The sequence below is a fragment of the Rhodococcus sp. MT28 genome (genome assembly GCF_058792695.1).
This window is the reverse complement of record NZ_JBXAFD010000003.1, coordinates 505,925-527,749: the sequence shown is the minus strand read 5'-3', so window position 1 is coordinate 527,749 and position 21,825 is coordinate 505,925. Positions and strand designations below refer to the sequence as shown.

Here is a 21,825-nt window from a genome sequence, read left to right as displayed (position 1 = left end):
AGCCGAGAATCAGGCGAACTTGATCTCCAGGCCGATGCCGACGATCGAAATGAGCCAGATCAACGCGGTGAAGACCGTCAACCGATCGAGGTTCTTCTCGACAACAGTCGATCCGGACAGGCTGGACTGGACACCGCCACCGAACAGACTCGACAAACCGCCGCCCTTACCGCGATGCAGGAGCACCAAGGCGATGAGGAGCAAGCTGGTGATGACCAGCAGGATATCCAGGAACAGTTTCATGTCTGTCTACGTCCACCAATCCAATAGGGACAACTACAACCGATAACACCATACAGGCGCGCGCAGATAGCCTGACCACATACCCGCCTCGCACATGACTTTGCACCCGGCCAGGCACGACTCTTGGTCAGTGGCATCGATCACACTGTCGAGATACCGATTCAGTAGTTTTTCAGTTGACGCGACTCTACCTCCGAAAGGCCGGCTCCATGCTTTCCGACACTGCCCTGCCCAACACTGCCCTGCCCGACACACCCCTGCCTGACACACCGCGTCTGGCTTCGATTCACAACTTCCGCGACGTGGCCGGCCCCGGGTACGTCACGACCAGCGGACAGGCGATGAGCCGCGGAGTCTTCTACCGTGCAAACGTACTGACGCCCTCGCCCGAGGATCTTGCAATCGTGGAATCGCTGGGGCTGACCGCCGTCTATGACGTGCGCTCCGAAACCGAGGCGAACGAAACTCCCGACATCGTGCCGGCGCCGGCGATGTACGCCCACATTCCCATCCTGTCCGGAAACATCCACGCCGAAGCGATGGCTCTCCGAACAGCGGACGCTGCAACAGCTTTCATGCAGAACATCAATCGCAGCTTTGTCGCAGACCCCGTCACTCGGAACGGATTTTCGCAGTTGTTCGCCGCCCTGGCGACCACCGAGGGGCCGCAACTCTTCCACTGCACGGCGGGCAAGGACCGAACAGGTTGGGCGGCAGCACTACTGCAGACACTCGCTGGTGTACCGCGCGAAACGATCACGGCGGACTACCTGCTCACGAACACGTACTCGGCCGAGTACATCGATGCAACAGTCGCGAAGATCGCCGCTGCCACAGATGCAGACAAGGGCGAGGTGATCCGGTTGCTGCTTTCCGTCGACGCGAGTTACCTGGGCGCTGCCTTCGAGCAGGTCGAGCACCACTACGGGACCGTCGAGAACTATCTGACCGCCGGGTTGGAGCTTGCTCCCGAACTCGTCGGCGCTCTGGAAACCAAACTGGTGAGCTGACTCGCGAACAAAAAACTGCGGGTGTGTGGCCTACTCGGTCACACACCCGCAGTCTTAGTCTCGAGCAGTTTCAGCTCACTACCCGATCATCACGGGAGTGGACCGCCTGCAGCGATCGCAGACAGTGTCGCGAACTCGTCAGCCTTGAGTGACGCGCCGCCGACAAGAGCGCCGTCGACGTCGGTCTGGCCGACGATCTCTCCGACGTTCTTCGAGCTGACGCTACCGCCGTACAGAACGCGAACGCCGGCCGCGACCTCGGCGTCGGCAAGTTCGGCCACTGTTGCTCGTACCGCAGCACACACTTCCTGTGCATCGGCGGCAGAAGCGACACGGCCGGTGCCGATGGCCCAGACAGGTTCGTACGCAATGACGATCTTGGAGATCTCCTCCGCGCTCAGGCCCGCCAACGAACCCTTGAGCTGTTCGACGTTGTAGGCGACATGCTCGCCCGCTTCGCGGATCTCGAGGCCTTCGCCGATGCACACGATCGGCGTGAGGCCGTTCTTGAGAGCGGCCTTCGTCTTCGCGAGGACGGTCTCGTTGGTCTCACCGTGAAGGGTGCGACGCTCGGAGTGACCGACCACGACGAAGGTGCAACCGAGCTTGGCCAGCATGGAGCCGCTGATCTCGCCCGTGAACGCACCCGAGTCATGAGCCGAGACATCTTGCGCGCCGTACGTGAGGAGGAGCTTGTCGCCCTCGATCAGCGTCTGGACGCTTCGGATGTCGGTGAACGGCGGGATGACCGTGACGTCCACTTTGTCGAAGTACTTCGCAGGCAAAGAGAAAGCGATCTTCTGCACCAGGGCGATAGCCTCGAGGTGGTTCAGATTCATCTTCCAGTTGCCGGCGATCAACGGCTTACGTGCCATGTCGGATCAGCCTTCCAGTACTGCGATGCCAGGCAGCTCTTTGCCCTCGAGGTACTCGAGGGAAGCGCCACCACCGGTGGAAATGTGCGAGAAGCCCTCGTCCGGGATACCGAGCTGACGAACGGCTGCTGCGGAGTCGCCGCCGCCGACGACGCTGAAGGCGCCCTTCTCGGTTGCCTCCACGATTGCCTCGGCGACACCGCGGGTGCCTGCCTCGAACTTCGGGAACTCGAACACGCCCATCGGGCCGTTCCAGAACACCGTCTTGGCGCCGGTCAGGATCGCGGCAAAGCGCTTGACCGACTCCGGTCCGATGTCCAGACCCATCCAGCCGTCGGGAATCTTGTCGAACGGAACGATCTTCGACTCGGCATCGGCCGAGAAGGAGTCCGCGACGACAACATCCTGAGGGATGTGGATGACGTCGGCGTACCGGTCGAGGAGATCCTTGCAGGTCTCGATCATGGACTCTTCGCACAGCGAATTGCCCACGGACACACCCTGAGCCGCGAGGAACGTATAGAACATTCCGCCGCCGATCACCAGAGTGTCGACCTTCGGCGCCAGTGCCTCGATGACGGCCAGCTTGTCCGAGACCTTGGAGCCACCGAGCACCACCGCGTACGGACGCGCCGCGTCCTGCGTGAGCTTGGCGAGCACCTCGACCTCGGCGCCGACCAGGTATCCGGCGTAATGCGGGAGCAGCTTCGCGACGTCGAAGACCGACGCCTGCTTACGGTGAACAACACCGAATCCGTCGGAGACGAATGCGCCGTCGTCACCGACCAGCTCGACGAGAGCCTTGGCGAGCTTGACCCGCTCGGCTTCGTCCTTGCTGGTCTCGCGAGGGTCGAAACGGATGTTCTCGAGCATCAGGACGTCACCGTCGGTGAGTCCTTCGGAACGAGCCAGCGCGTCCTGTCCCACGACGTCACCGGCGAGTTGCACGTTGCGACCGAGGATTTCGGCCAACTTCGCGGCAACCGGTGCGAGGGAGAACTTGGGATCGGGCTGACCGTCGGGGCGCCCGAGGTGCGCGGTCACGATGACCTTCGCTCCACCCTCGGCAAGTGCCCGCAGGGTGGGAGCGGACGCGACGATGCGACCCGGGTCCGTGATTTCTCCGCCATCCAACGGGACGTTGAGGTCGGAACGCACCAGTACGGTGCGCCCTTCGACCCCAGCGTCCAGCAGATCCTTCAGCGTCTGAACTGCCACTGTTATCGAAACTCCGCTCAGAGAGACTTGGCGACGAGGCCGATGAGGTCGGCGAGGCGGTTGGAGTAGCCCCACTCGTTGTCGTACCAGGAGACGATCTTGACCTGGTCGTCGATGACCTTCGTCAGACCCGAGTCGAAGATCGACGAGTGCGGGTCGGTGACGATGTCCGAGGAGACGATCGGTGCGTCGGTGTACTTCAGGATGCCCTTGAGGGGTCCTTCGGCAGCAGCCTTCATCGCAGCGTTGATCTCGTCGGCGGTGGCCGACTTCTTCAGGTTCGCGGTGAGGTCGGTGACCGAGCCCGTGGGGATCGGCACGCGCAGTGCGTAGCCGTCGAGCTTGCCGAGCAGCTGCGGGAGAACCAGGCCGATTGCCTTGGCTGCACCGGTACCGGTGGGAACGATGTTGAGGGCAGCTGCGCGGGCGCGACGGAGGTCTGCGTGCGGAGCGTCCTGCAGGTTCTGATCCTGGGTGTACGCGTGGATCGTGGTCATCAGACCCTTGACGATGCCGAACTCGTCGTCGAGAACCTTGGCGATGGGGCCGAGGCAGTTGGTGGTGCACGACGCGTTGGAGATGATGTTCTGGCTGCCGTCGTACTTGTCGTCGTTGACGCCCATCACGATGGTGATGTCTTCACCCTTGGCCGGAGCCGAGATGATGACCTTCTTGGCGCCGGCTTCGAGGTGTCCCTTGGCCTTTGCGGCGTCGGTGAAGATGCCGGTGGACTCGACGACGACGTCGACGCCCAGCTCGCCCCAGGGAAGTTCGTTCAACGGGCCACGGTGTGCGAGGGCCTTGATGCGCTGATCGCCGACGACGATCGTGTCGTCACCGTCGAGCGACACGTCGTACGGCAAACGGCCGAGGATGGAGTCGTACTTCAGCAGGTGAGCGAGCGTCGCGTTGTCAGTCAGGTCGTTGACTGCCACGATCTCGATATCGGTGGTTCCGAGCGCCTTCTGCGCATCCACCGCCCTGAAGAAGTTACGTCCGATACGGCCGAAACCGTTTACGCCAACCCGGACAGTCACAATTCGCTCCTTTGACCATGATTCTGGTGTGCAACTTGACCCACGCATACTCCGAATCCGTGTGTGCACGACGCGGACGTGGGGTTCATCGGTCGATGTGACTCATACCCTAATGCGCGTGGCCCGAACGTGCGCAGCCCACCCTGACGGAGGGCAGGTCACCCCTCTTCGAGTAGCTCCACATTCACTGCGGATTCGGTGTCGGGTATGCCCGTTTCCTTGGCCTTGCGATCAGCCATCGACAGCAGGCGACGGATACGTCCGGCAACGGCGTCCTTGGTCATCGGCGGGTCGGCCAACTGGCCGAGTTCTTCGAGGGACGCCTGCCGATGCTCGACGCGCAGTGCACCCGCCGCCGCGAGGTGATCGGGCACGTCCTCACCGAGGATCTCCAACGCACGCTCGACGCGCGCAGCAGCCGCAACGGCAGCGCGAGCAGAGCGTCGCAGGTTTGCGTCGTCGAAATTGGCGAGACGATTGGCGGTGGCGCGGACCTCGCGTCGCATCCGCCTCTCCTCCCACACCAGACGTGTGTCCTGGGCTCCCATTCGGGTCAGGAGATCGCCGATGGCCTCACCGTCGCGGATCACCACACGATCCGTTCCGCGAACCTCACGTGCCTTCGCCGAGATCCCCAGACGCCGCGCAGCTCCAACCAGAGCAAGTGCAGCTTCCGGGCCGGGGCAGCTCACTTCGAGCGCCGACGAACGGCCGGGTTCGGTCAGGGAACCGTGCGCGAGGAACGCACCGCGCCACGCTGCTTCGGCGTCGCCGACACTTCCGCCGACGACCTGCGCAGGCAAGCCGCGAACCGGGCGCCCGCGAAGATCGAGCAGTCCCGTCTGGCGCGCGAGGGCCTCACCCTCCTTCGCTACACGCACGATGTAGCGAGCGGACTTTCGAAGCCCGCCCGCACTGAGTACGTGCACATCGGCACTGTAGGTGAACAGGTCGAATATCTCCCGGCGCAGACGTCGCGCCGTGGAGCCCAGATCCACCTCTGCTTCGACGACCACCCGGCCGCCGACGATGTGGAGCCCACCGGCAAAGCGCAGCAACGCGGAGACCTCTGCCTTGCGGCAGCTGACCTGAGTCACCACTAACCGGCTCAGTTCGTCCTTGACCTCCGCTGTCATTGCCACGAAGCGTTCTCCCTCTGTTCTTCGGATTGCTGTTCTTGCAGGGAAGACTGTGTCGAATCCCCTACTGCCGCACTGCTCGACAGTTCAGCCAGTACATCGGCCAGTTTTGCCGGATCGTGTACATGCGCTGCGCCCGGTGAGGTGTCCGCGACATCCGCGTACCTGACTTCGGCTGAAAATTGATCCGCCGCACGCTGCAGATGTTCACGTTCACGCCCGGCCGGTACCGACGCCGAGTCGACCACCACGTAGTCGACCCGGAAATCGGGCACGTGTTGGGAGAGTACGTGCAGGTGACGCTCTGCGGAGAATCCGGCGGTCTCCCCCGGCTCGGGTGCGAGATTGAGCACCAGTACCTTTCGAGCCTTCGTCGACGACAGTGATTCGACGAGTTCGGGTACCAGGACGTGTGGGATCACGCTCGAGAACCACGATCCCGGGCCGAGAACCACGAGATCGGCACGATCGATCGCAGTCACGGCATCGGGGCACGCGGGCGGATTGGACGGGAGCAGTCTCACACGCCGAACCTTGCCCGGGGTCGTCGCGACGGCAACCTGTCCACGAATGCAGCGGCTGACGCGGGGGTCCTCCTCGAGTCCCTGAACGTCGGCTTCGATCTCGAGCGCGATCGGCGACATCGGCAGCACACGACCACGGATTCGCAGCAGTCGCGCCATCTCGTCGAGCGCGGCGACCGGATCGCCGAGCACCTCGGTCAGTCCGGCCAGGATGAGATTGCCCACCGAATGCCCGGCAAGTGCGCCGACACCGCCGAAGCGATGCTGAATGGTCCGAGTCCAGTCGACTATCTCGGGTTCGTCCGACGCGAGAGCAGCCAGCGCCATCCGGAGGTCTCCAGGCGGGATGACGCCGAGTTCGGCGCGCAGCCGGCCCGACGAACCACCGTCGTCGGCGACCGTGACCACGGCGGTGACGTCGACCGTCAAGCGTCTGACGGCCTGGAGCGTGGCGAACAATCCGTGCCCGCCGCCGAGCGCGACGATGGCCGGCCCTTCGGGTGTCTCCCGCGAGCGATGTGTCGGTTCACTCATTCGCGCCCCAGATCCCGGTGCACGATGCTGACCGAGATGTCGTCCTCGGAACCCAAACGCCTCGCGAGAGCTTCGGACATGGCTACGCTTCGGTGCTTACCGCCGGTGCATCCGACCGCAATTGTCATGTAGCGCTTTCCTTCTCGTCGATATCCGGCGATCGTCAAATCCACCAGATGTCGGTAGGTGTCGAGATAGTCTTCCGCGCCCTCGCGGGACAACACGTAGTCGCGGACGTCGGCATCCTGACCGGTGTGCGGGCGAAGTTCAGGGATCCAGTGGGGATTGGGCAGGAAACGAACGTCACAGACGAGATCGGCGTCCATCGGCAGGCCGTACTTGAATCCGAACGACTGGACCGTCACCTTCATCGTGCGGTTGGCATCGTTTCCGAACGCCGTTTCGATCTTCTGACGCAGCTGATGCGCCTTCAGTGCCGACGTGTCGATGACCAGATCGGCGGCCGCCTTCACCACGGCCAACTGCCGACGCTCGGCTGCGATCCCTTCGGACAACGTGCCGTCGATGCCGTCGTTCTGCAACGGATGACTGCGGCGCACCTGTTCGAACCGTCGGATCAACACGTCGTCCGACGCTTCGAGGTACAGCACCCGAGTATGGATCGGTTCCGCCTCGAGTTCGGTGAGCACCCACCCGAGATCGCCGGTGAAGAGTCGACTCCGCACGTCGATCACGACGGCCAGACGATCGACCGGCGGATCGGAGGTCAGGCTCAGACCGACCATTCGGGAAATGAGCTCAGGTGGCAAATTGTCCGCGACATACCAGCCGAGGTCTTCGAGCACCTTGGCAGCGGTACTCAAACCTGCTCCGGACAATCCCGTCACCAGCAGGAAATCCATCGTTCGACTGTCTTTGGCGCTGTCGGTAGTCACTGTGCACTCGGCCCCGTCGTCGGCATGGACAATTCTCGCGACTCGGAGCCCTCGTCACCGCTACCGGATTCGGCGCTGGGCGCGTCAGCAGACGTAACAGACGATTCGGATTCCGTGTCCAGCTCATCATCCCCTACCGCGGCTGGCAGCGCTCGAGCTTCAGCACCCGCGTCGGCTGCAGCCGAATCCGTGCCGAGTGCGGCCAGAACTGCTGTGGCGGTGGTCTCACCGATACCGGGGACCTGCATGATCTCCTCGACCGTTGCCGTTTTCAGCTTCGCCACGGAACCGAAGTGAGCCACCAGAGCGGTTCGACGAGTTTCACCGAGCCCCTTGACCGAATCCAGAGCCGAAGCCGTCATCCGCCTCGAGCGTTTGCTGCGATGGAACGTGATCGCGAAGCGGTGGGCTTCGTCTCGGATGCGCTGCAGTAGGTACAACGACTCGCTCGTCCGAGGGAGGATGACCGGATCTTCTTCCCCCGGCACCCATACCTCTTCGAGTCTTTTGGCCAACCCGACTACCGCGACGTCAGTGACCCCCAGCTCGTCGAGGACCGCCGCTGCCGCCGTGACCTGAGGGGCGCCGCCGTCCACGACGAACAGATTGGGCGGATAGGCGAACCGCCGAGGCCGGCCCGTCGCCGGGTCGATCGCCGCTTCGGGAGCCAGGTCCCCACCGTCCGAGTCCATGGTCGACGCCGACGCCGCGAGGACGCCCAGGTCGCGGTTGTGGCGCAGGAACCGCCGACGCGTGATCTCGGCGATACTCGCGACGTCGTCGGAATGACCGTCGCCGGCAGCTTCCTTGATCGCGTAATGGCGGTAGTCCGACTTACGCGGGAGCCCGTCCTCGAACACGACCAGTGACGCCACGACGTCGGTTCCCTGGACGTGACTGATGTCGATGCATTCGATTCGTAGCGGAGCCGAGTCCAGGTCCAGTGCTTCCTGGATGCCCTGCAGCGCCGCGGAACGCGAAGTGAAATCGCCGGCGCGCTTGAGCTTGTGCTGCGCCAGAGCCTCTTTCGCGTTTCGCTGGACTGTTTCGGCGAGGTCTTTCTTGTCGCCGCGTTGCGGAACCCGCAGTTGCACTTGCGATCCCCGAAGCTTGCTCAGCCACGCCTGGATCTCGGTCGCGTTTGCCGGCAGAACCGGCACCAGAACTTCCTTGGGAACTGCGCTGATCCCGGCCTCGGAACCCGCTCCCGGGTCGAGGGCCGCCTGCTCCCCGTAGAACTGGGTGAGGAACTGCTCGACCAGGATCGGCAGGTCGGACTCGGCGTCGAGTGCGGCCCAGTCGATGGCGTCGCCTGCCTTCTCCACGACCCATCCACGCTGACCCCGCACGCGTCCGCCCCGCACGTGGAACACCTGAACGGCGGCTTCGAGATCATCGGTGGCAAAGGCGACGAGATCGGCGTCGGTGCCGTCACCGAGTACGACGGCCTGCTTCTCGAGCGCCTTGCGCAAAGCCCCGATATCGTCACGCAGACGGGCTGCGGTCTCGAAGTCGAGATCCTCGGAAGCCTGCTGCATGCGCTTTTCGAGATCTTTGACCAACTTGTCCGTGCGGCCGGCGAGGAAGTCGCAGAAATCTTCGACGATCTGACGATGCTCCTCGGCGCTGACTCGCCCGACGCAGGGCGCCGAGCACTTGTCGATGTAGCCGAGCAGACACGGACGACCGATCTGGTTGTGCCGTTTGAAGACTCCGGACGAGCACGTTCGTGCGGGAAAGACTCGTAGCAGCAGATCGAGAGTTTCGCGGATCGCCCAGGCATGGGAGTAGGGACCGAAGTACCGGACACCCTTGCGCCGCGGACCGCGGTAGACGAACAAGCGCGGGAACTCTTCGTTGAGCGTCACCGCGAGAACCGGATACGTCTTGTCGTCGCGGTACCGGACGTTGAACCGCGGATCGAATTCCTTGATCCAGTTGTACTCGAGCTGAAGCGCTTCGACTTCGGTACTGACGACGGTCCACTCGACGCTGCCGGCGGTGGTCACCATCTGCCGAGTACGGGGATGAAGTGTCGTGACGTCCGCGAAGTACGAGTTCAAACGTGAACGGAGGCTTTTCGCCTTTCCGACGTAAATGACCCGACCATGCGGATCGCGAAATTTGTAGACGCCCGGCGCAGCCGGAATGGTTCCGGTAGCGGGGCGGTAAGTCGAGGGATCCGGCACGGTTTCAGGTTAGTCGCCGCCACCGACCGACTCGGAAACGCGCAGGATGCGGGCACCGAACCGGTCGGAAGACGTCAGTTGCTCTTGTGCGCGACCGGTGCGTAGCGGTCGGCCAGTTCGCGGAACTTACCGACCGTGTCGACGGCGTACTCGCGGTCGTTGGACTGGATCGCCATCACTGCCATGTACTCGTCGTCGGGCAATTCGATGCGTGCCCAGGCGGCACCGTCGGGGAACGAGAGTCCCTCGAACAGATCCCAGTCGACGATCTTCTCGCCCAGGATGTTTCGTACGGCAATACCCTGCTTGCCCACCTTGACCCGGGGCCGCGTCAACATCAGCACACCGAGAGCCAGAATGGTGCCGATGCCTGCCATCGCGATCTGGTCCGCGGCACGGAAGTACACGCCGGTGGACCCCTGGCGAAGCAGGAGTGCCAGTGTGACGTGAACGATCACCAGGAGGACGGCAACTCCGATCGCGTATCGCGTCGACTTACGCGGTGACGCAATCAGTTCCCAGTTCTCGTTGTCGCCGGGTGTACTCATCGAAACGAATCCTCGGTCCATGGTGCTCGGAGATGGCGCAGGGTCACTGCGGTGTCCAGTGCGGCGGCGCAGGCCTGTGCGCCCTTGTCCTCGACGCTACCCGGCAGACCCGAACGGTCAAGAGCCTGCTGCTCGGTGTCGGTGGTCAGGACACCGTTCCCCACGGGGGTGCTTTCGTCGAGCGAGACGCGTGTGAGGCCCGCGGTGACCGCGTCGCACACGTACTCGAAGTGCGGCGTGCCGCCGCGGATGACAACACCGAGAGCGACGACGGCGTCGTGCGTGCGCGCCAATGCCTGCGCAACGACCGGCAGTTCGATCGCGCCGGCGACACGGACCAGTGTCACGTCCTTGATCTGTGCCTCCTGCGCGACGCGCTGCGCGCCGGCGATCAGAGCCTCGGAGATCGTCGCGTGCCACTGCCCGGCAACGATCGCCAGCTTCAGATCCTTGGCCTCGGCGATCGCGAGCTGCGGCTGACCTTCCCCGCTCACAATGCGGTTCCCGGCTGTGCGGTGTTCTGGTTCGCCTCGTACTCGTCCAGTCCGATCAGATCGTGCCCCATCCGATCGCGCTTGGTGCGCAGGTAGGTGAGGTTCTCCGCATTCGCGCGCAACGGCATCGGAACACGATCGGTGATCTGCAGGCCGTAGCCGTCCAGACCCACACGCTTGGCCGGGTTGTTGGTCAGCAGACGCATCGACGAGATCCCCAGATCGACGAGGATCTGGGCACCGATGCCGTAGTCACGGGCGTCCGCCGGTAGGCCGAGTTCGAGATTGGCGTCGACGGTGTCGGAACCGGCGTCCTGGAGCTGGTAGGCCTGCAGCTTGTGCATGAGACCGATGCCACGACCCTCGTGCCCGCGCATGTACAGAACAACGCCGCGGCCCTCTTGGGCGACCATGTCCAGTGCGGCGTCGAGCTGCGGGCCGCAATCGCACCGCAGCGAACCGAAGACGTCGCCGGTGAGGCACTCGGAGTGAACGCGGACGAGCACGTCGCTACCGTCTCCGTCGGGGCCTGCGATGTCGCCACGCACCAGCGCAACGTGCTCGACCTCGTCGTAGATGCTCGTGTAGCCGACAGCGGTGAACTCACCGTGGCGGGTGGGGATGCGGGCCTCGGCGATGCGCAGTACGTGCTTCTCGTGCTTGCGACGCCACGCGATGAGGTCCGCGATCGAGATCAGAGCAAGGTTGTGTTCGTCGGCAAATACTCGCAACTCGTCGGTCTGAGCCATCGCGCCTTCGTCCTTCTGGCTGACGATTTCGCAGATGACGCCGGCAGGACGCAGGTCCGCCATGCGGGCGAGGTCGACTGCAGCTTCCGTGTGGCCAGGACGACGCAGTACTCCGCCTTCCTTCGCGCGGAGCGGAACGACGTGACCGGGGCGAGTGAAATCGTTGGCACCGGATTCGGGGTTGGCGAGCAGACGCATCGTCGCAGCGCGGTCCGACGCCGAGATGCCGGTACCGATTCCCTCACGGGCGTCGACGGTGACGGTGTACGCCGTGCCGTGCTTGTCCTGGTTGGTGGCGTACATCGGGGGCAGGCCCAGCCGATCGCAATCGTCACCGTCGAGCGGCACGCACAGGTAGCCGGAGGTGTACCGGACCATGAACGCCACCAGTTCCGGGGTGGCTTTCTCGGCGGCGAAGATGAGGTCGCCCTCGTTCTCGCGATCCTCGTCGTCCACGACGACAACAGCTTTACCTGCAGCGATATCTGCTACTGCGCGCTCGATACTGTCGAACCTGGTCACGTGCTCGCACTCCAAAGTCTTGACTTTTCACATCATCGAATACAACAAGTGCATCCGACGGATGCACTGACAACCCTACGACCAATCGGACGGGTCCGATCAGCCTGGTCCTACCGACCGGCAGAGTGAAGCCGCTCGACGTACTTGGCGATCACGTCCACCTCGAGGTTGACCGGCGTACCGACCACAGCGGTTCCGAGCGTCGTCAACTCGAGCGTTGTCGGGATCAGCGAGATCTCGAAGTACTCGAACCCGCGGTCTCCTCCCAGCGCGGAGACCGTCAGCGAGACTCCGTCGACGGTGATCGAACCCTTCTCCACGACGTAACGGGAAATGGAGTCGGGCAGTGCGATCCGCACTACCTCCCAGTTCTCGGACGGCGAGCGGGAAATGACGTGGCCTGTTCCATCGACATGCCCTTGAACCAGGTGGCCGCCGAGTCGGCTGTTCAGCGCCGCGGCACGCTCGAGGTTGACGCGAGAGCCGACATCCAATTTCGCCAGGCTCGAGCGGTTCAGGGTTTCCTGCATGACATCTGCGGTGAACGAACCGTCGGCAAGCACGTCGACCACCGTCAGGCACACTCCGTTGACCGCGATCGAATCACCGTGGCCGGCGTCGGAGGTGACCAGTGGCCCGCGCACCGTGAAACGTGCAGCATCGACCAGTTCTTCCTTGGCGACAATTTCGCCGAGTTCTTCCACAATTCCTGTGAACACGCGCCCTACTCCTCGTTCCCCGGAGCAGAACTCTCCGGAACCAGACTCAACAAAATATCGGGGCCGATCGTTACCGCGGACTCCAAACGGAATCGGTGGGCGTCGGTGATGGTGTGCACTCCGGCATCGACGAGTGCGGAGGCGCCCGCGCCGAGCAGGATCGGAGCGATGTATGCCTCTATGACGTCGACATATCCGGCGGCAAGGAATGCTCCGGCCAGACGGGGCCCACCCTCGAGAAGTACGTCCGTGTACTCCCCCAACGCCTCGACTACTTCGTCGATGTTGTCGGTGTTGAGCACCAGAGTCGGTGCGGTGTCGTCGAGAATGCTTGCCGTCGAGGGTATTTCGCGCTTTCCGACGACGACGCGAACGGGCTGGTGCGCCGCGAGCTCACCGGTGGGCTGACGTGCGGTCAGCCACGGATCGTCGGCGAACACGGTGCCGGTACCGACCACGATCGCATCGATCTGCGCTCGCTGCGCATGCACGCGCGCCCTCGCCTGCGGACCGGTGATCCACTGACTCGTTCCGTCCTCGGCGGCGCTGCGTCCGTCCAGACTGGCCGCGTACTTCCACGTTATGTGCGGGCGACCGGTGCGCTGTTTGTGCAGCCAGGCCCGCAGTGGACCAGCTTCCACCTCGGGTGCTCTCAGTCCGGCCGTGACGCTGATTCCAGCGCGCATGAGCGTCGCTGCGCCGCCGGAAGCCTCGGGATTGGGATCACCGACGGCGTAGACAACCGCCGAGACTCCGGCATCGATCAATGCCTGTGAGCAAGGGCCGGTTCGTCCCTGGTGATTGCACGGTTCCAGTGTCACCACTGCCGTACCGCCACGCGCTGCATCGCCGGCCTCGTCGAGAGCCACGACCTCCGCGTGCGGTCCACCGGGCGGTTGCGTCATACCGACGCCCGCGATGGTTCCGTCGGCAGCGAGGATGACCGCGCCGACCGGTGGGTTGGGGCTGGTGAATCCGCGCGCGGAATCAGCTGCGGCCAGCGCGATCTGCATCGCGGCGTCGAGATCAGCCGTCGACGCCTGTCCACCCTTTGCCATCGAGCGGCTCAGACCGACAGCGTCAGGTGCGGCGACGCCGAGGCGGCCTGCGCGCGCAGCTTGCGCACCGCCTCACCGGGATCACTCGCTCCGTACACCGCCGAACCGGCGACGAAGCAGTCGATCCCTGCTTCAGCGGCCTGCTCGATCGTGGAAGCGTTGATGCCGCCGTCGATTTCGACAAGGAGCGTCAGCTCACCCGAGTCGACGAGCTTTCGAACTGCGCGTGCCTTGTCGAGCACCTGAGGCATGAAGGACTGACCACCGAATCCGGGTTCGACGCTCATGATCAAGAGGGTGTCGAAGTCCTCGAGGATTTCCAGGTAGTCGTCGATCGGTGTTCCAGGCTTGATGCTCAGCCCCGCCTTGGCACCAGCTGCACGAATATCGCGGGCAACCGAACGCGGATCGTCGGTGGCCTCGGCGTGAAACGTGACGTTGTACGCACCGGCCTCGGCGTACGGCGGCGCCCAGCGCTCCGGATTCTCGATCATGAGATGGCAATCGAGCGGAATATCCGTCGCCTTCAGCAGACTCTCGACCACCGGCAGACCCAGCGTGAGATTGGGAACGAAATGCGCGTCCATCACGTCGACGTGAAGCCAGTCGGAGCCGGACACGGCAGTCGCTTCATCAGCGAGTCGAGCAAAATCTGCGGACAGAATGGACGGTGCAATCATCGGGGAAGCCACGACGCCGAGTTTAGCTGTGTCTCATTGCCGACCGTGCATGCACATCGGAGCCGGTGCAATCAGATCAGTTCTTGACGACGGTGTGGAGCTTTCGCACCTTGGCCGGTGCCTTGATCCGCCACGCGTCTTCGAGCATCTCACCCAACTGCACCTCGTCGATCAGTTCGAGGTGCACGAGGATCGAGCCGTGCCCGTGATAGTGATCGGTGGTGAAGAAAGCCGCCTCGCCACTGGCGAGTAGCGCCTCCTTCTCGTCCAGACCGCACATCACGACCAAAGCGCCCTCCGCTTCGGTGCGGAGCCGTGCAAAAGTCTTACCTGCCACCTTGAGTGCCGGGGTGTTGTACGAGGTCGACTCTTCCACGGAGGGAAGAGCCGAACCGAGTACTACAACCTGTTCCCACGTAACCATGTAGGCACCATACGACTACCGATGCCCAGAAGTCATCCGATCAGGCCAGCGGCTTGCGCAAAGCGGCCATGAACATCGCATCGGTCCCGTGTCGGTGCGGCCACAACTGAACCGACGATCCGTCGCCGACGTCTGGGACACCTGGCACCAATTCCTTGGTGTCGAGTTCCACGACGCCGTGACGTCGCACTGCATCGGCGACCACTGCCAGCGTTTCCGACAAGTGCGGCGAGCACGTGGAGTACAGCACCACTCCGCCGGGGCGAACCAGTTCGATTGCGGCAGCGAGCAATTCGCGCTGCAACTTCACGAGCGGAGCCACATCGGACGGCTGGCGACGCCAACGTGCCTCCGGGCGCCGACGCAGCGCACCCAACCCGGTGCAGGGAGCGTCGACGAGGATGCGGTCGTATCCGGGTTCGAGCCCGGATTCGCGGCCGTCCGCCACGTGTACGTCCACGGGAAGCTCGCGAGTGGTCTTGCGAATCAACTCGGCACGGTGTTCGACGGGCTCGACGGCGTCGAGTCGCCCGCCTTCGATACCGGCGAGAGCGCCGAGAAGCGCTGCCTTACCGCCCGGACCTGCGCAGAGATCGAGCCAGCGTCCGGAGTCTTCACCTTCGATAGGAGCAATGCTGAGGGCGCGGGCCACCAGCTGACTGCCCTCGTCCTGCACGCCCGCCAAGCCTTGGCGGACCGCCTCGAGCTGTCCGGGGTCACCGCCGTCGAGATGCACGGCGTACGGCGAGTACGGCCCGATCTCGCCGCCGGTCACCAGTGCTAGCTCCTCGGCGGAGATCTCGCCGGGGCGGGCGACGAGGTGTACTGCAGGGCGGGCGTCGTCGGCGATCAGGACGTCTTCGAGTTCACCGGCAGCAGCGCCGAGCGAGTCGGCAAATACCTGCGCGATCCACAGGGGGTGAGCGTGCTCGAAGGCGAGCCGGCCGACCGGGTCCTTCGGGGCCAGCAGCTCGACCCACTCCTCCTGGGTGCGTTCGGAAACACGGCGCAGGACCGCATTGACGAATCCTGCTCGGCCCTGGCCGTTTTCGGCGCGGACCAGATCGACCGAAGTTGCGACGGCAGCGTGCGGTGCGACACGAGTGCGCAGCAATTGGTACGAGCCGAGTCGGAGAACATCGAGCAGCGTTCCGTCGATCTCTTCGATCGGCCGACCCGCTGCATGCGCGATCACCGCATCCAGCAGCCCCTGAGCACGTGCCGCGCCGTACGCCAGTTCGGTTGCCAGCGCAGCGTCGCGTGCGTCGAGTTTGCGGTCACGCAGGAGCCCTGGCAGAACCAGGTTCGCGTACGCGTCACGCTCACGGACCGCGCGCAGGACGTCACGCGCCGCCAGACGCGGTTGATCGAGCCCGGCGGTTGCCGGATCAGGCCGCTTGGCCTGCTTCGGCTTGGTGTTCTTGGCGCCGCCGCCGGTCTTGGCTCCGGGACCCTGTGTCCGCCGTGCCGGTCGTCGTGATTCGGTCACTGTGCTCGTACCTCCGCGTCGAGTCGGGCACCGCGTGCCCAGTCCCCTGCCGACATCAATTTCTTGCCCGGGGGCTGAATCTGCCCGAGTCGCACCGCGGTGGTCGCGGTACCGATGTACAGACCATCCTTGCGTACCGAGATCTCACCGACTGCCAGGGTCTCGTCCGTGACTGTGATCGGGCCGACCTTGACTCGAAGATCACCGATCATCGTCCATGCCCCGGGTGCGGGTGTGACGGCTCGGATATGCCGGTCCACTGTGCGAGCGGGCAGTTCCCACCGCACGCGGGCCGCGTCCACCGTCACCTTGGGGGCATACGAGACGCCGTCGGCAGACTGCGGAACCGCGTTGATCTCGCCGGCCTCGAGTCCGTCGAGTACCGATTCGAGGAGGGCAGCGCCGTTTTCCGCGAGACGTCCGAGCAGGTCGCCCGCCGTATCGGTGTCGCGAATCCGCTCGGTCATCACTCCGTACACGGGGCCGGTATCCATCCCGGCTTCCAAACGGAACGCGCTCGCACCCGTCACCTCGTCACCGGCACTGATCGCGGCCTGCACCGGCGCGGCGCCGCGCCACGCGGGAAGCAACGAGAAATGCAGATTGACCCAACCGTATTTCGGAATGTCGAGGACGTTCTGTGGCAACAGGTTTCCGTAGGCGACGACGGGTGCACAGTCCGGTTCGAGGCGGGCGAGTTCGGCCGCGAAGTCGGGATCGGACGCCTTGGCCGGCGTCAGCACCGGGATGCCGTGCTCGTCGGCAAGCAGACCGATCGGCGATCGGGTGACTTTTCGACCGCGGCCCGCCACAGCGTCCGGACGCGTGACGACGGCTACCACTTCGTGGTCGGCGGATTCGATGAGCCGACGCAGTGAAGGAACCGCGGGTTCGGGTGTTCCGGCGAACACGACGCGCATGTCAGCTCTCCCGTTTCGTTGGGCTCTTCGGACTCTGATCAGCCGATCGGCCTGTCGAACGCGGTGGACTGCAACTCACGAAAATGCTCCCGGATGTGTCGGTGGGTGGAACTGTCAGTCTAAGGACTGCGAGAGCTACGACCTACCTCGCGCCGCACCGAACCACTTTCTCAGCAATTTCTTTGATCAGAACCCTGCACATTCACCGGTCCTCGGTATTGACTGTTTCTGTCGTCGCCACTCGGCGGAGGCTGATACGGGATACACCGATCACACGGAGGAACTTAGATGGCAGGCATCGACAGTAAGTTCGACAAGGCCTACGCAGGAAAGTCCGTCGAAGAATTGGCGGACGCCCCGGTCGCGGCACTCAACGGCGTAAGCGATTCGGACGCAGAACATTTGAAGGCAGCGTTCAACATCAAGACCGTCCGCGACCTCGGAACGAACAAGTTCTTCCTGTGGGCGCAGGCCACTGCCAAGCTCGCCGAGTAAACATCCCGACCCACGTGATCTCGGTGCTCACGAGTTAGCAGCTCACGAAGTTGCAGCTCACGAAGTTGCAGCTCACGAATTTGCGTCGATGACCACTTGCGGAATATCCGTGCCGAGCGGCACCACGCTGCACGAAGCGTGCCGCTCGGCATCGGGGTCGAGGACCGTCCGGATGACGTCGATCACGTATGGGTCGTACGGCATGCGGAAGTGGCCGGTCAGGTTAGACGGGCACAGATCCTGGAGGACGATGTTTTCTGCGCCGGCACCGCGGAGCGCGATGTTCGAGGACGGCTGGATCATCTCGTCGACAGTGGACCCGATGGTCGTGTAGCGCACTCCGGGTACGGTGTCACCGCCGGCGTTGAGGGTGTTCAACATATCCGACCCTTGCATCTGCTCGCGGACAGCTCGCGAAAAGACGTCTTCGACAAAGTCTTCTCCGCCGGGGATCGCACGGACAATGGGAACCAACCCGAACATCACCCCACCGTAGGTCGGCGAAGCCAAACCGACCCAATGATCGACGTAGGCGTCGCCGCCCATCTTGTTGACGTAGTACCGCGTCACCGTCGCGCCTTGGGAATAGCCGATCACGTCGACCTTGTCCGCTCCGGTCGCGGTCAGCACCTGATCGACGAAAGAACCGAACGCGGTGGCACTACCGACTATGTCGCCGACGCCGTAGGTCTCGTGTGCGACGTCCCCGTCTTCTTCTTTGATCGCACCGCCGTAATTGAGAGCGAAGACGCAGTAGCCGTCAGCTGCCAGTGCCGGCGACAGGGCCGCCCAATCCGCGTACGCCTCGGTGTCGGTTCCGTGGGCGAGTACAACCGGTCGGGGATGCGTGGCGGAAGGCTCACAACCGAAATCGTTCGACCCGGCAGGTGCGGATCCTGGATGAGCATGAGCGAATGCGGTGGCTACCGAACGCGACACCTGGCCTGGGCCGATAACGAGGGGAACATCCATCGCGTCGGCACTCGCAGACGGGAGCGTCGGTGCTGCAGCCGATATCGCCGGCGGTGCTCCGATCAGCAGCGCCACTGCTACCGAAAATGTCAGTCCCACAGACCGTTTGACGCCAGACATTGTTCCTGCTCCTGCTCTGATCCTACGAGGGAGCTGACCGTAACACCAGAAACTTCGAGGCGCATACCCTACCGAACAGTAGGTATCCGACGTCTCAATTGCCGCCTTCATCGGAGTCATCACCGGCAAGCACTCGGTAGAGCGATTTGCGCGCCTCGACAAGCACGTCGGCTGCGGCCTTGACCTGCGCTGGTGTGCCTACAGCAGCCACTTGACCGGCCGCGCCCATCAGCTGGCCGATCAGTTCTCGAAGGTCCTGCTCCGGCTCCCCTACGCTGAGACGAACGTCATCCCACGGCGCCCCGAGATCGGCGCGATGTTCCTCGACGTACGCGACGCCTTCTTCTGTCAGCTTGGCGGTTTTGCGGCCGGCAACCTTTTCGATGATCACCAGTCCTTCGTCCTCGAGTTGGGACAGCGCGGGATAAATGGAGCCCGGACTCGGCTTCCAGACGCCGCCGCTGCGCTCGACGATCTGCTGAATCAATTCGTAGCCGTGCATCGGCTCTTCCGCGATCAACAGCAGAATCGCAGCGCGCACATCTCCTCGACGACCTCGTCCGCCACGTCCTCGCCCGCGACCGAACTGAGCGCCCGGACCGAAGCCGGGGCCGGGTCCGCCGTCTGGACCGAAACGCCCCCGCCGATGGCCTCTGCGTGGCATGTCACCGAAGCCCGGCCGCTCGTGCGGTCGACCGCGTCGTCCACCGTCTCGATCGCCGGGACCATCGCCCGACGCGCCGTCGTCCGTCGGCACCCACATCACAAATGGTGGCCGTTGCTCACGGCCGAAACCGCCGAAGAAACCGCGCCGGCCGAACATCCCCTCGTTCGGGAAACTTGCATCCATCGTCGAACCTCCATCACTATCGTTGATAGTTCGACGATATATCGTCATATCGGGTAGCGCAAGGATTCCTCCGACAACTCGAAAATCAGCCGATGCGGCGTGGGTCGATCTGAATGCGGACCGGACCCGAAGACTTCCGCGCACTGCGCGCGGCCCTCGCATGTGCCAGAGCGTCCGCAAGGCCGCGACCGTCCTTGCGTGGAACGCGGACCAGCATTCGCTCCGGCGCGACACCGCTCTCGTCCTCACCCGAATACGGAAGCCTCTCCCCCGCAGGCAGTTCCACTGGTCCGAGCAGTACAGCACTTGCCGGCAGATCAGCCGAGTCCACCAACTCCGCAATTGCTGCGGATCCACCGTCGATCGCAGCCATGTGAACGGCCGGAGGAAAGCCGACCTCGTCTCGCTCCTCGAATTGAGACTGTGCGTGCCCCACTGGATCCCATCGGACCAACGCCTGCACCGTCGGGATACCCGAGTCTGCGACAACCACAACTTCACCGCCTTCGGACAGCGGAATCACCATGGCAGCAGCCGACATCCAGCGTCTGAGTGTTTCCTCGGCGGCGCGAAGATCGGGCCGGCCGAGAAGTGCCCAACCGTCGAGCAAGAGCGCGGCGCCGTAGCCGCCGGTCATCACCGGCTCCGCACCCACTGTCGAGACCACCAACGCGGGCCCATGTGGCAGTTCCTTGACCACATCACTGCCCCCGGACAGAACAACTTTCACACCGGGAAACGCCCGCCCGAGTTCTTCGGCGGTCCGGCCGGCACCGACCACCACAGCGCGCAACGCTTTCGCCCCGCACGCGTGACATCGGTAGGCGGCATCGGCAACCCCGCACCAGCGGCACGCCGGTGTCCCGGCGCCGTCGGGACCTGCCGCAGCGGGAAGAGCCAGTGGGCCGTTGCACCGACGGCACCGTGCCGGGGCACGGCACTTTCCGCAGGCCAGGGTCGGTACGTACCCCCGCCGAGGCACCTGCACCAGGACTCCGTTGCCCTCCCCCAGAGCGCGCCGGGCGGCCGCGAATGCAATAGCGGGCAAACGAGCCGCTCTGGCTCCCGGATCGCGGGCCAAGGCTTGATCGCTGTCGGCAAGCGCGGTGATCTTGGGTGCGTGGGCACGAACGACGTCCCGCGTAGCGACCAGATCGTGCGCCCATCCCGAGTCGACGAGTACCTGCGCTTCCGCCGTACGGGAGAACCCACCGATCACGACAGCGCACCCGGCGACGTAGCCACGCAGGACGGCAACTTCGCGGGCATGTGGATACGGCGACCGCGGCTCGGACAAGTTGTCGTCGCCGTCGTCCCAGACGACGACAAGACCGGTCTCGGGCGTCGGCGCAAAAACAGCACTCCGTGTGCCGACGACGATCCGGGCGGTCCCGCGCAGTGCAGCGAGCCACCTCCGATATCGCATGGCCGGCCCCAGGCCCGCGGACAGACCTACCACCGCATCCGCTCCGGAGAGTTCGGTACAAGCGGCGACGACGCGGTCCAGGTCGCGTTGATCGGGCACAACCAGGATCGCGGATTTACCACTTGCCGCTACGGCCCCGGCCAGTTCGGCCAGGCGCAGTGGCCAGTTTTCACCAGGCAACGCCTGCCAGACCGCACGCGGGCTTTTCGACTCGCGAATGGCGGACAGGAAGGCGTCACCGAATCTGTAGAGATGCCAACCATTTTCGATCGGTTCAGGAGCGGACGGTGACTCGGCGGGCTCCCACGGTTCCGCCTCGACCTTCGCGTGGCGCGGCGGTACCGCCAAACGGAGAACATCGGCGCGGGTTCCGGCATAACGCTCCGCCACACGATCGACGACTTGCGCGATTTCGGCCGTCAGGACCCGCTCGGACGAGATGACGCGTTCGAGCCAGCCGAACTTCCCCTGATGGTCACTGGTCGCCTCGCGCGAGACGATGAAACCGTCCACCAGACGACCAGCGAAGCGGATGCGCACCCGGACTCCGGGCTGCGCATCCGCTTCGAGTTCACGAGGAACGAGGTAGTCGAATTCACGGTCGAGGTGAGCGAGCGGGAGCATCGGCAGCACCCGGGCGACCGGATCGACTTCTGCCGCTACTCTTTCCGCGCCCACCCGCGCCCCGTCTGTA

General features: G+C 64.1%; 22 protein-coding genes. 2 read left to right on the top strand and 20 right to left on the bottom strand.

From position 1 onward, the window contains the following. Nucleotides 1-9: 9 nt before the first annotated feature. Nucleotides 10-243, bottom strand: a complete 234-nt coding sequence (gene secG, locus AC1Q6C_RS15235) for a preprotein translocase subunit SecG (RefSeq protein ID WP_003944946.1) — start codon at nt 241-243, stop codon at nt 10-12. 209 nt (nt 244-452) lie between these two features. On the opposite strand from secG, the gene AC1Q6C_RS15230 reads away from it, so the two are divergent. Then, nucleotides 453-1,253 (top strand): tyrosine-protein phosphatase, encoded by an 801-nt coding sequence (locus tag AC1Q6C_RS15230; RefSeq protein ID WP_039972891.1) that lies wholly within the window; start codon nt 453-455, stop codon nt 1,251-1,253. Between the two features lie 89 nt (nt 1,254-1,342). Here the strand turns inward: AC1Q6C_RS15230 and tpiA are convergent, their stop codons facing one another. The 16 genes from tpiA to fmt form a co-directional block, all read right to left on the bottom strand. Next, entirely contained in the window at nt 1,343-2,128 is a 786-nt protein-coding gene (gene tpiA, locus AC1Q6C_RS15225) for a triose-phosphate isomerase (RefSeq protein WP_042919821.1), read from the bottom strand. A 6-nt stretch (nt 2,129-2,134) separates the two neighbouring features. Further along, nucleotides 2,135-3,346 carry a phosphoglycerate kinase gene (locus AC1Q6C_RS15220; RefSeq protein ID WP_003944901.1) on the bottom strand — a complete coding sequence of 404 codons (1,212 nt, stop codon included), beginning with the start codon at nt 3,344-3,346 and terminating at the stop codon, nt 2,135-2,137. A gap of 17 nt (nt 3,347-3,363) precedes the next feature. Then, the gene (gap, locus tag AC1Q6C_RS15215; protein WP_003944851.1) at nt 3,364-4,383 is read right to left on the bottom strand and encodes a type I glyceraldehyde-3-phosphate dehydrogenase; all 1,020 of its coding nucleotides are present in this window, start codon (nt 4,381-4,383) and stop codon (nt 3,364-3,366) included. 158 nt (nt 4,384-4,541) lie between these two features. After that, nucleotides 4,542-5,519, bottom strand: coding sequence for a DNA-binding protein WhiA (whiA, locus tag AC1Q6C_RS15210; protein WP_021344225.1), 978 nt, complete (start codon nt 5,517-5,519; stop codon nt 4,542-4,544). Then, a complete protein-coding gene (locus AC1Q6C_RS15205; protein WP_054188215.1) occupies nt 5,516-6,580 on the bottom strand; it encodes a gluconeogenesis factor YvcK family protein in 1,065 nt (354 codons plus the stop codon). Before AC1Q6C_RS15205 ends, whiA begins: the two co-directional genes overlap by 4 nt. After that, on the bottom strand, nt 6,577-7,476 hold the full coding sequence (gene rapZ / locus AC1Q6C_RS15200) for an RNase adapter RapZ (protein ID WP_003944872.1): 900 nt from the start codon (nt 7,474-7,476) through the stop codon (nt 6,577-6,579). Before rapZ ends, AC1Q6C_RS15205 begins: the two co-directional genes overlap by 4 nt. Beyond that, nucleotides 7,473-9,665 (bottom strand): excinuclease ABC subunit UvrC, encoded by a 2,193-nt coding sequence (uvrC, locus tag AC1Q6C_RS15195; protein WP_003944805.1) that lies wholly within the window; start codon nt 9,663-9,665, stop codon nt 7,473-7,475. The genes rapZ and uvrC overlap by 4 nt, the downstream gene beginning before the upstream one ends. Before the next feature lie 74 nt (nt 9,666-9,739). After that, nucleotides 9,740-10,213: a PH domain-containing protein gene (locus tag AC1Q6C_RS15190; RefSeq protein WP_003944987.1), complete on the bottom strand. Its 474-nt coding sequence runs from the start codon at nt 10,211-10,213 to the stop codon at nt 9,740-9,742. Continuing rightward, on the bottom strand, nt 10,210-10,707 hold the full coding sequence (ribH, locus tag AC1Q6C_RS15185) for a 6,7-dimethyl-8-ribityllumazine synthase (protein ID WP_003944999.1): 498 nt from the start codon (nt 10,705-10,707) through the stop codon (nt 10,210-10,212). The genes AC1Q6C_RS15190 and ribH overlap by 4 nt, the downstream gene beginning before the upstream one ends. Next, nucleotides 10,704-11,978 (bottom strand): bifunctional 3,4-dihydroxy-2-butanone-4-phosphate synthase/GTP cyclohydrolase II, encoded by a 1,275-nt coding sequence (locus AC1Q6C_RS15180; RefSeq protein ID WP_003944833.1) that lies wholly within the window; start codon nt 11,976-11,978, stop codon nt 10,704-10,706. The genes ribH and AC1Q6C_RS15180 overlap by 4 nt, the downstream gene beginning before the upstream one ends. Nucleotides 11,979-12,088: 110 nt before the next feature. Next, nucleotides 12,089-12,697: a riboflavin synthase gene (locus AC1Q6C_RS15175; RefSeq protein ID WP_003944892.1), complete on the bottom strand. Its 609-nt coding sequence runs from the start codon at nt 12,695-12,697 to the stop codon at nt 12,089-12,091. Nucleotides 12,698-12,702: 5 nt separating this feature from the next. Continuing rightward, the gene (ribD, locus tag AC1Q6C_RS15170; protein ID WP_030536416.1) at nt 12,703-13,755 is read right to left on the bottom strand and encodes a bifunctional diaminohydroxyphosphoribosylaminopyrimidine deaminase/5-amino-6-(5-phosphoribosylamino)uracil reductase RibD; all 1,053 of its coding nucleotides are present in this window, start codon (nt 13,753-13,755) and stop codon (nt 12,703-12,705) included. Between the two features lie 8 nt (nt 13,756-13,763). Next, nucleotides 13,764-14,447, bottom strand: coding sequence for a ribulose-phosphate 3-epimerase (gene rpe / locus AC1Q6C_RS15165; RefSeq protein ID WP_030536417.1), 684 nt, complete (start codon nt 14,445-14,447; stop codon nt 13,764-13,766). 64 nt (nt 14,448-14,511) lie between these two features. Continuing rightward, nucleotides 14,512-14,859 carry an MmcQ/YjbR family DNA-binding protein gene (locus AC1Q6C_RS15160; protein ID WP_003944924.1) on the bottom strand — a complete coding sequence of 116 codons (348 nt, stop codon included), beginning with the start codon at nt 14,857-14,859 and terminating at the stop codon, nt 14,512-14,514. A gap of 40 nt (nt 14,860-14,899) precedes the next feature. Continuing rightward, the gene (locus AC1Q6C_RS15155) at nt 14,900-16,348 is read right to left on the bottom strand and encodes an RsmB/NOP family class I SAM-dependent RNA methyltransferase (RefSeq protein ID WP_230359851.1); all 1,449 of its coding nucleotides are present in this window, start codon (nt 16,346-16,348) and stop codon (nt 14,900-14,902) included. After that, entirely contained in the window at nt 16,345-17,268 is a 924-nt protein-coding gene (gene fmt, locus AC1Q6C_RS15150; RefSeq protein ID WP_042445672.1) for a methionyl-tRNA formyltransferase, read from the bottom strand. Before fmt ends, AC1Q6C_RS15155 begins: the two co-directional genes overlap by 4 nt. Nucleotides 17,269-17,556: 288 nt before the next feature. Here fmt and AC1Q6C_RS15145 point away from each other — a divergent pair, with 288 nt between their 5' ends. Beyond that, nucleotides 17,557-17,763, top strand: coding sequence for a hypothetical protein (locus AC1Q6C_RS15145; protein ID WP_003944900.1), 207 nt, complete (start codon nt 17,557-17,559; stop codon nt 17,761-17,763). A 72-nt stretch (nt 17,764-17,835) separates the two neighbouring features. On the opposite strand, the gene AC1Q6C_RS15140 is transcribed toward AC1Q6C_RS15145, so the two are convergent. From AC1Q6C_RS15140 to AC1Q6C_RS15130, 3 genes are all read right to left on the bottom strand, one after another. After that, a complete protein-coding gene (locus tag AC1Q6C_RS15140) occupies nt 17,836-18,855 on the bottom strand; it encodes an esterase/lipase family protein (protein WP_042445675.1) in 1,020 nt (339 codons plus the stop codon). A 94-nt stretch (nt 18,856-18,949) separates the two neighbouring features. Next, on the bottom strand, nt 18,950-19,618 hold the full coding sequence (locus AC1Q6C_RS15135; RefSeq protein ID WP_370333985.1) for a PadR family transcriptional regulator: 669 nt from the start codon (nt 19,616-19,618) through the stop codon (nt 18,950-18,952). Between the two features lie 172 nt (nt 19,619-19,790). Beyond that, nucleotides 19,791-21,809, bottom strand: coding sequence for a primosomal protein N' (locus AC1Q6C_RS15130; protein ID WP_080726519.1), 2,019 nt, complete (start codon nt 21,807-21,809; stop codon nt 19,791-19,793). Nucleotides 21,810-21,825 lie beyond the last annotated feature (16 nt).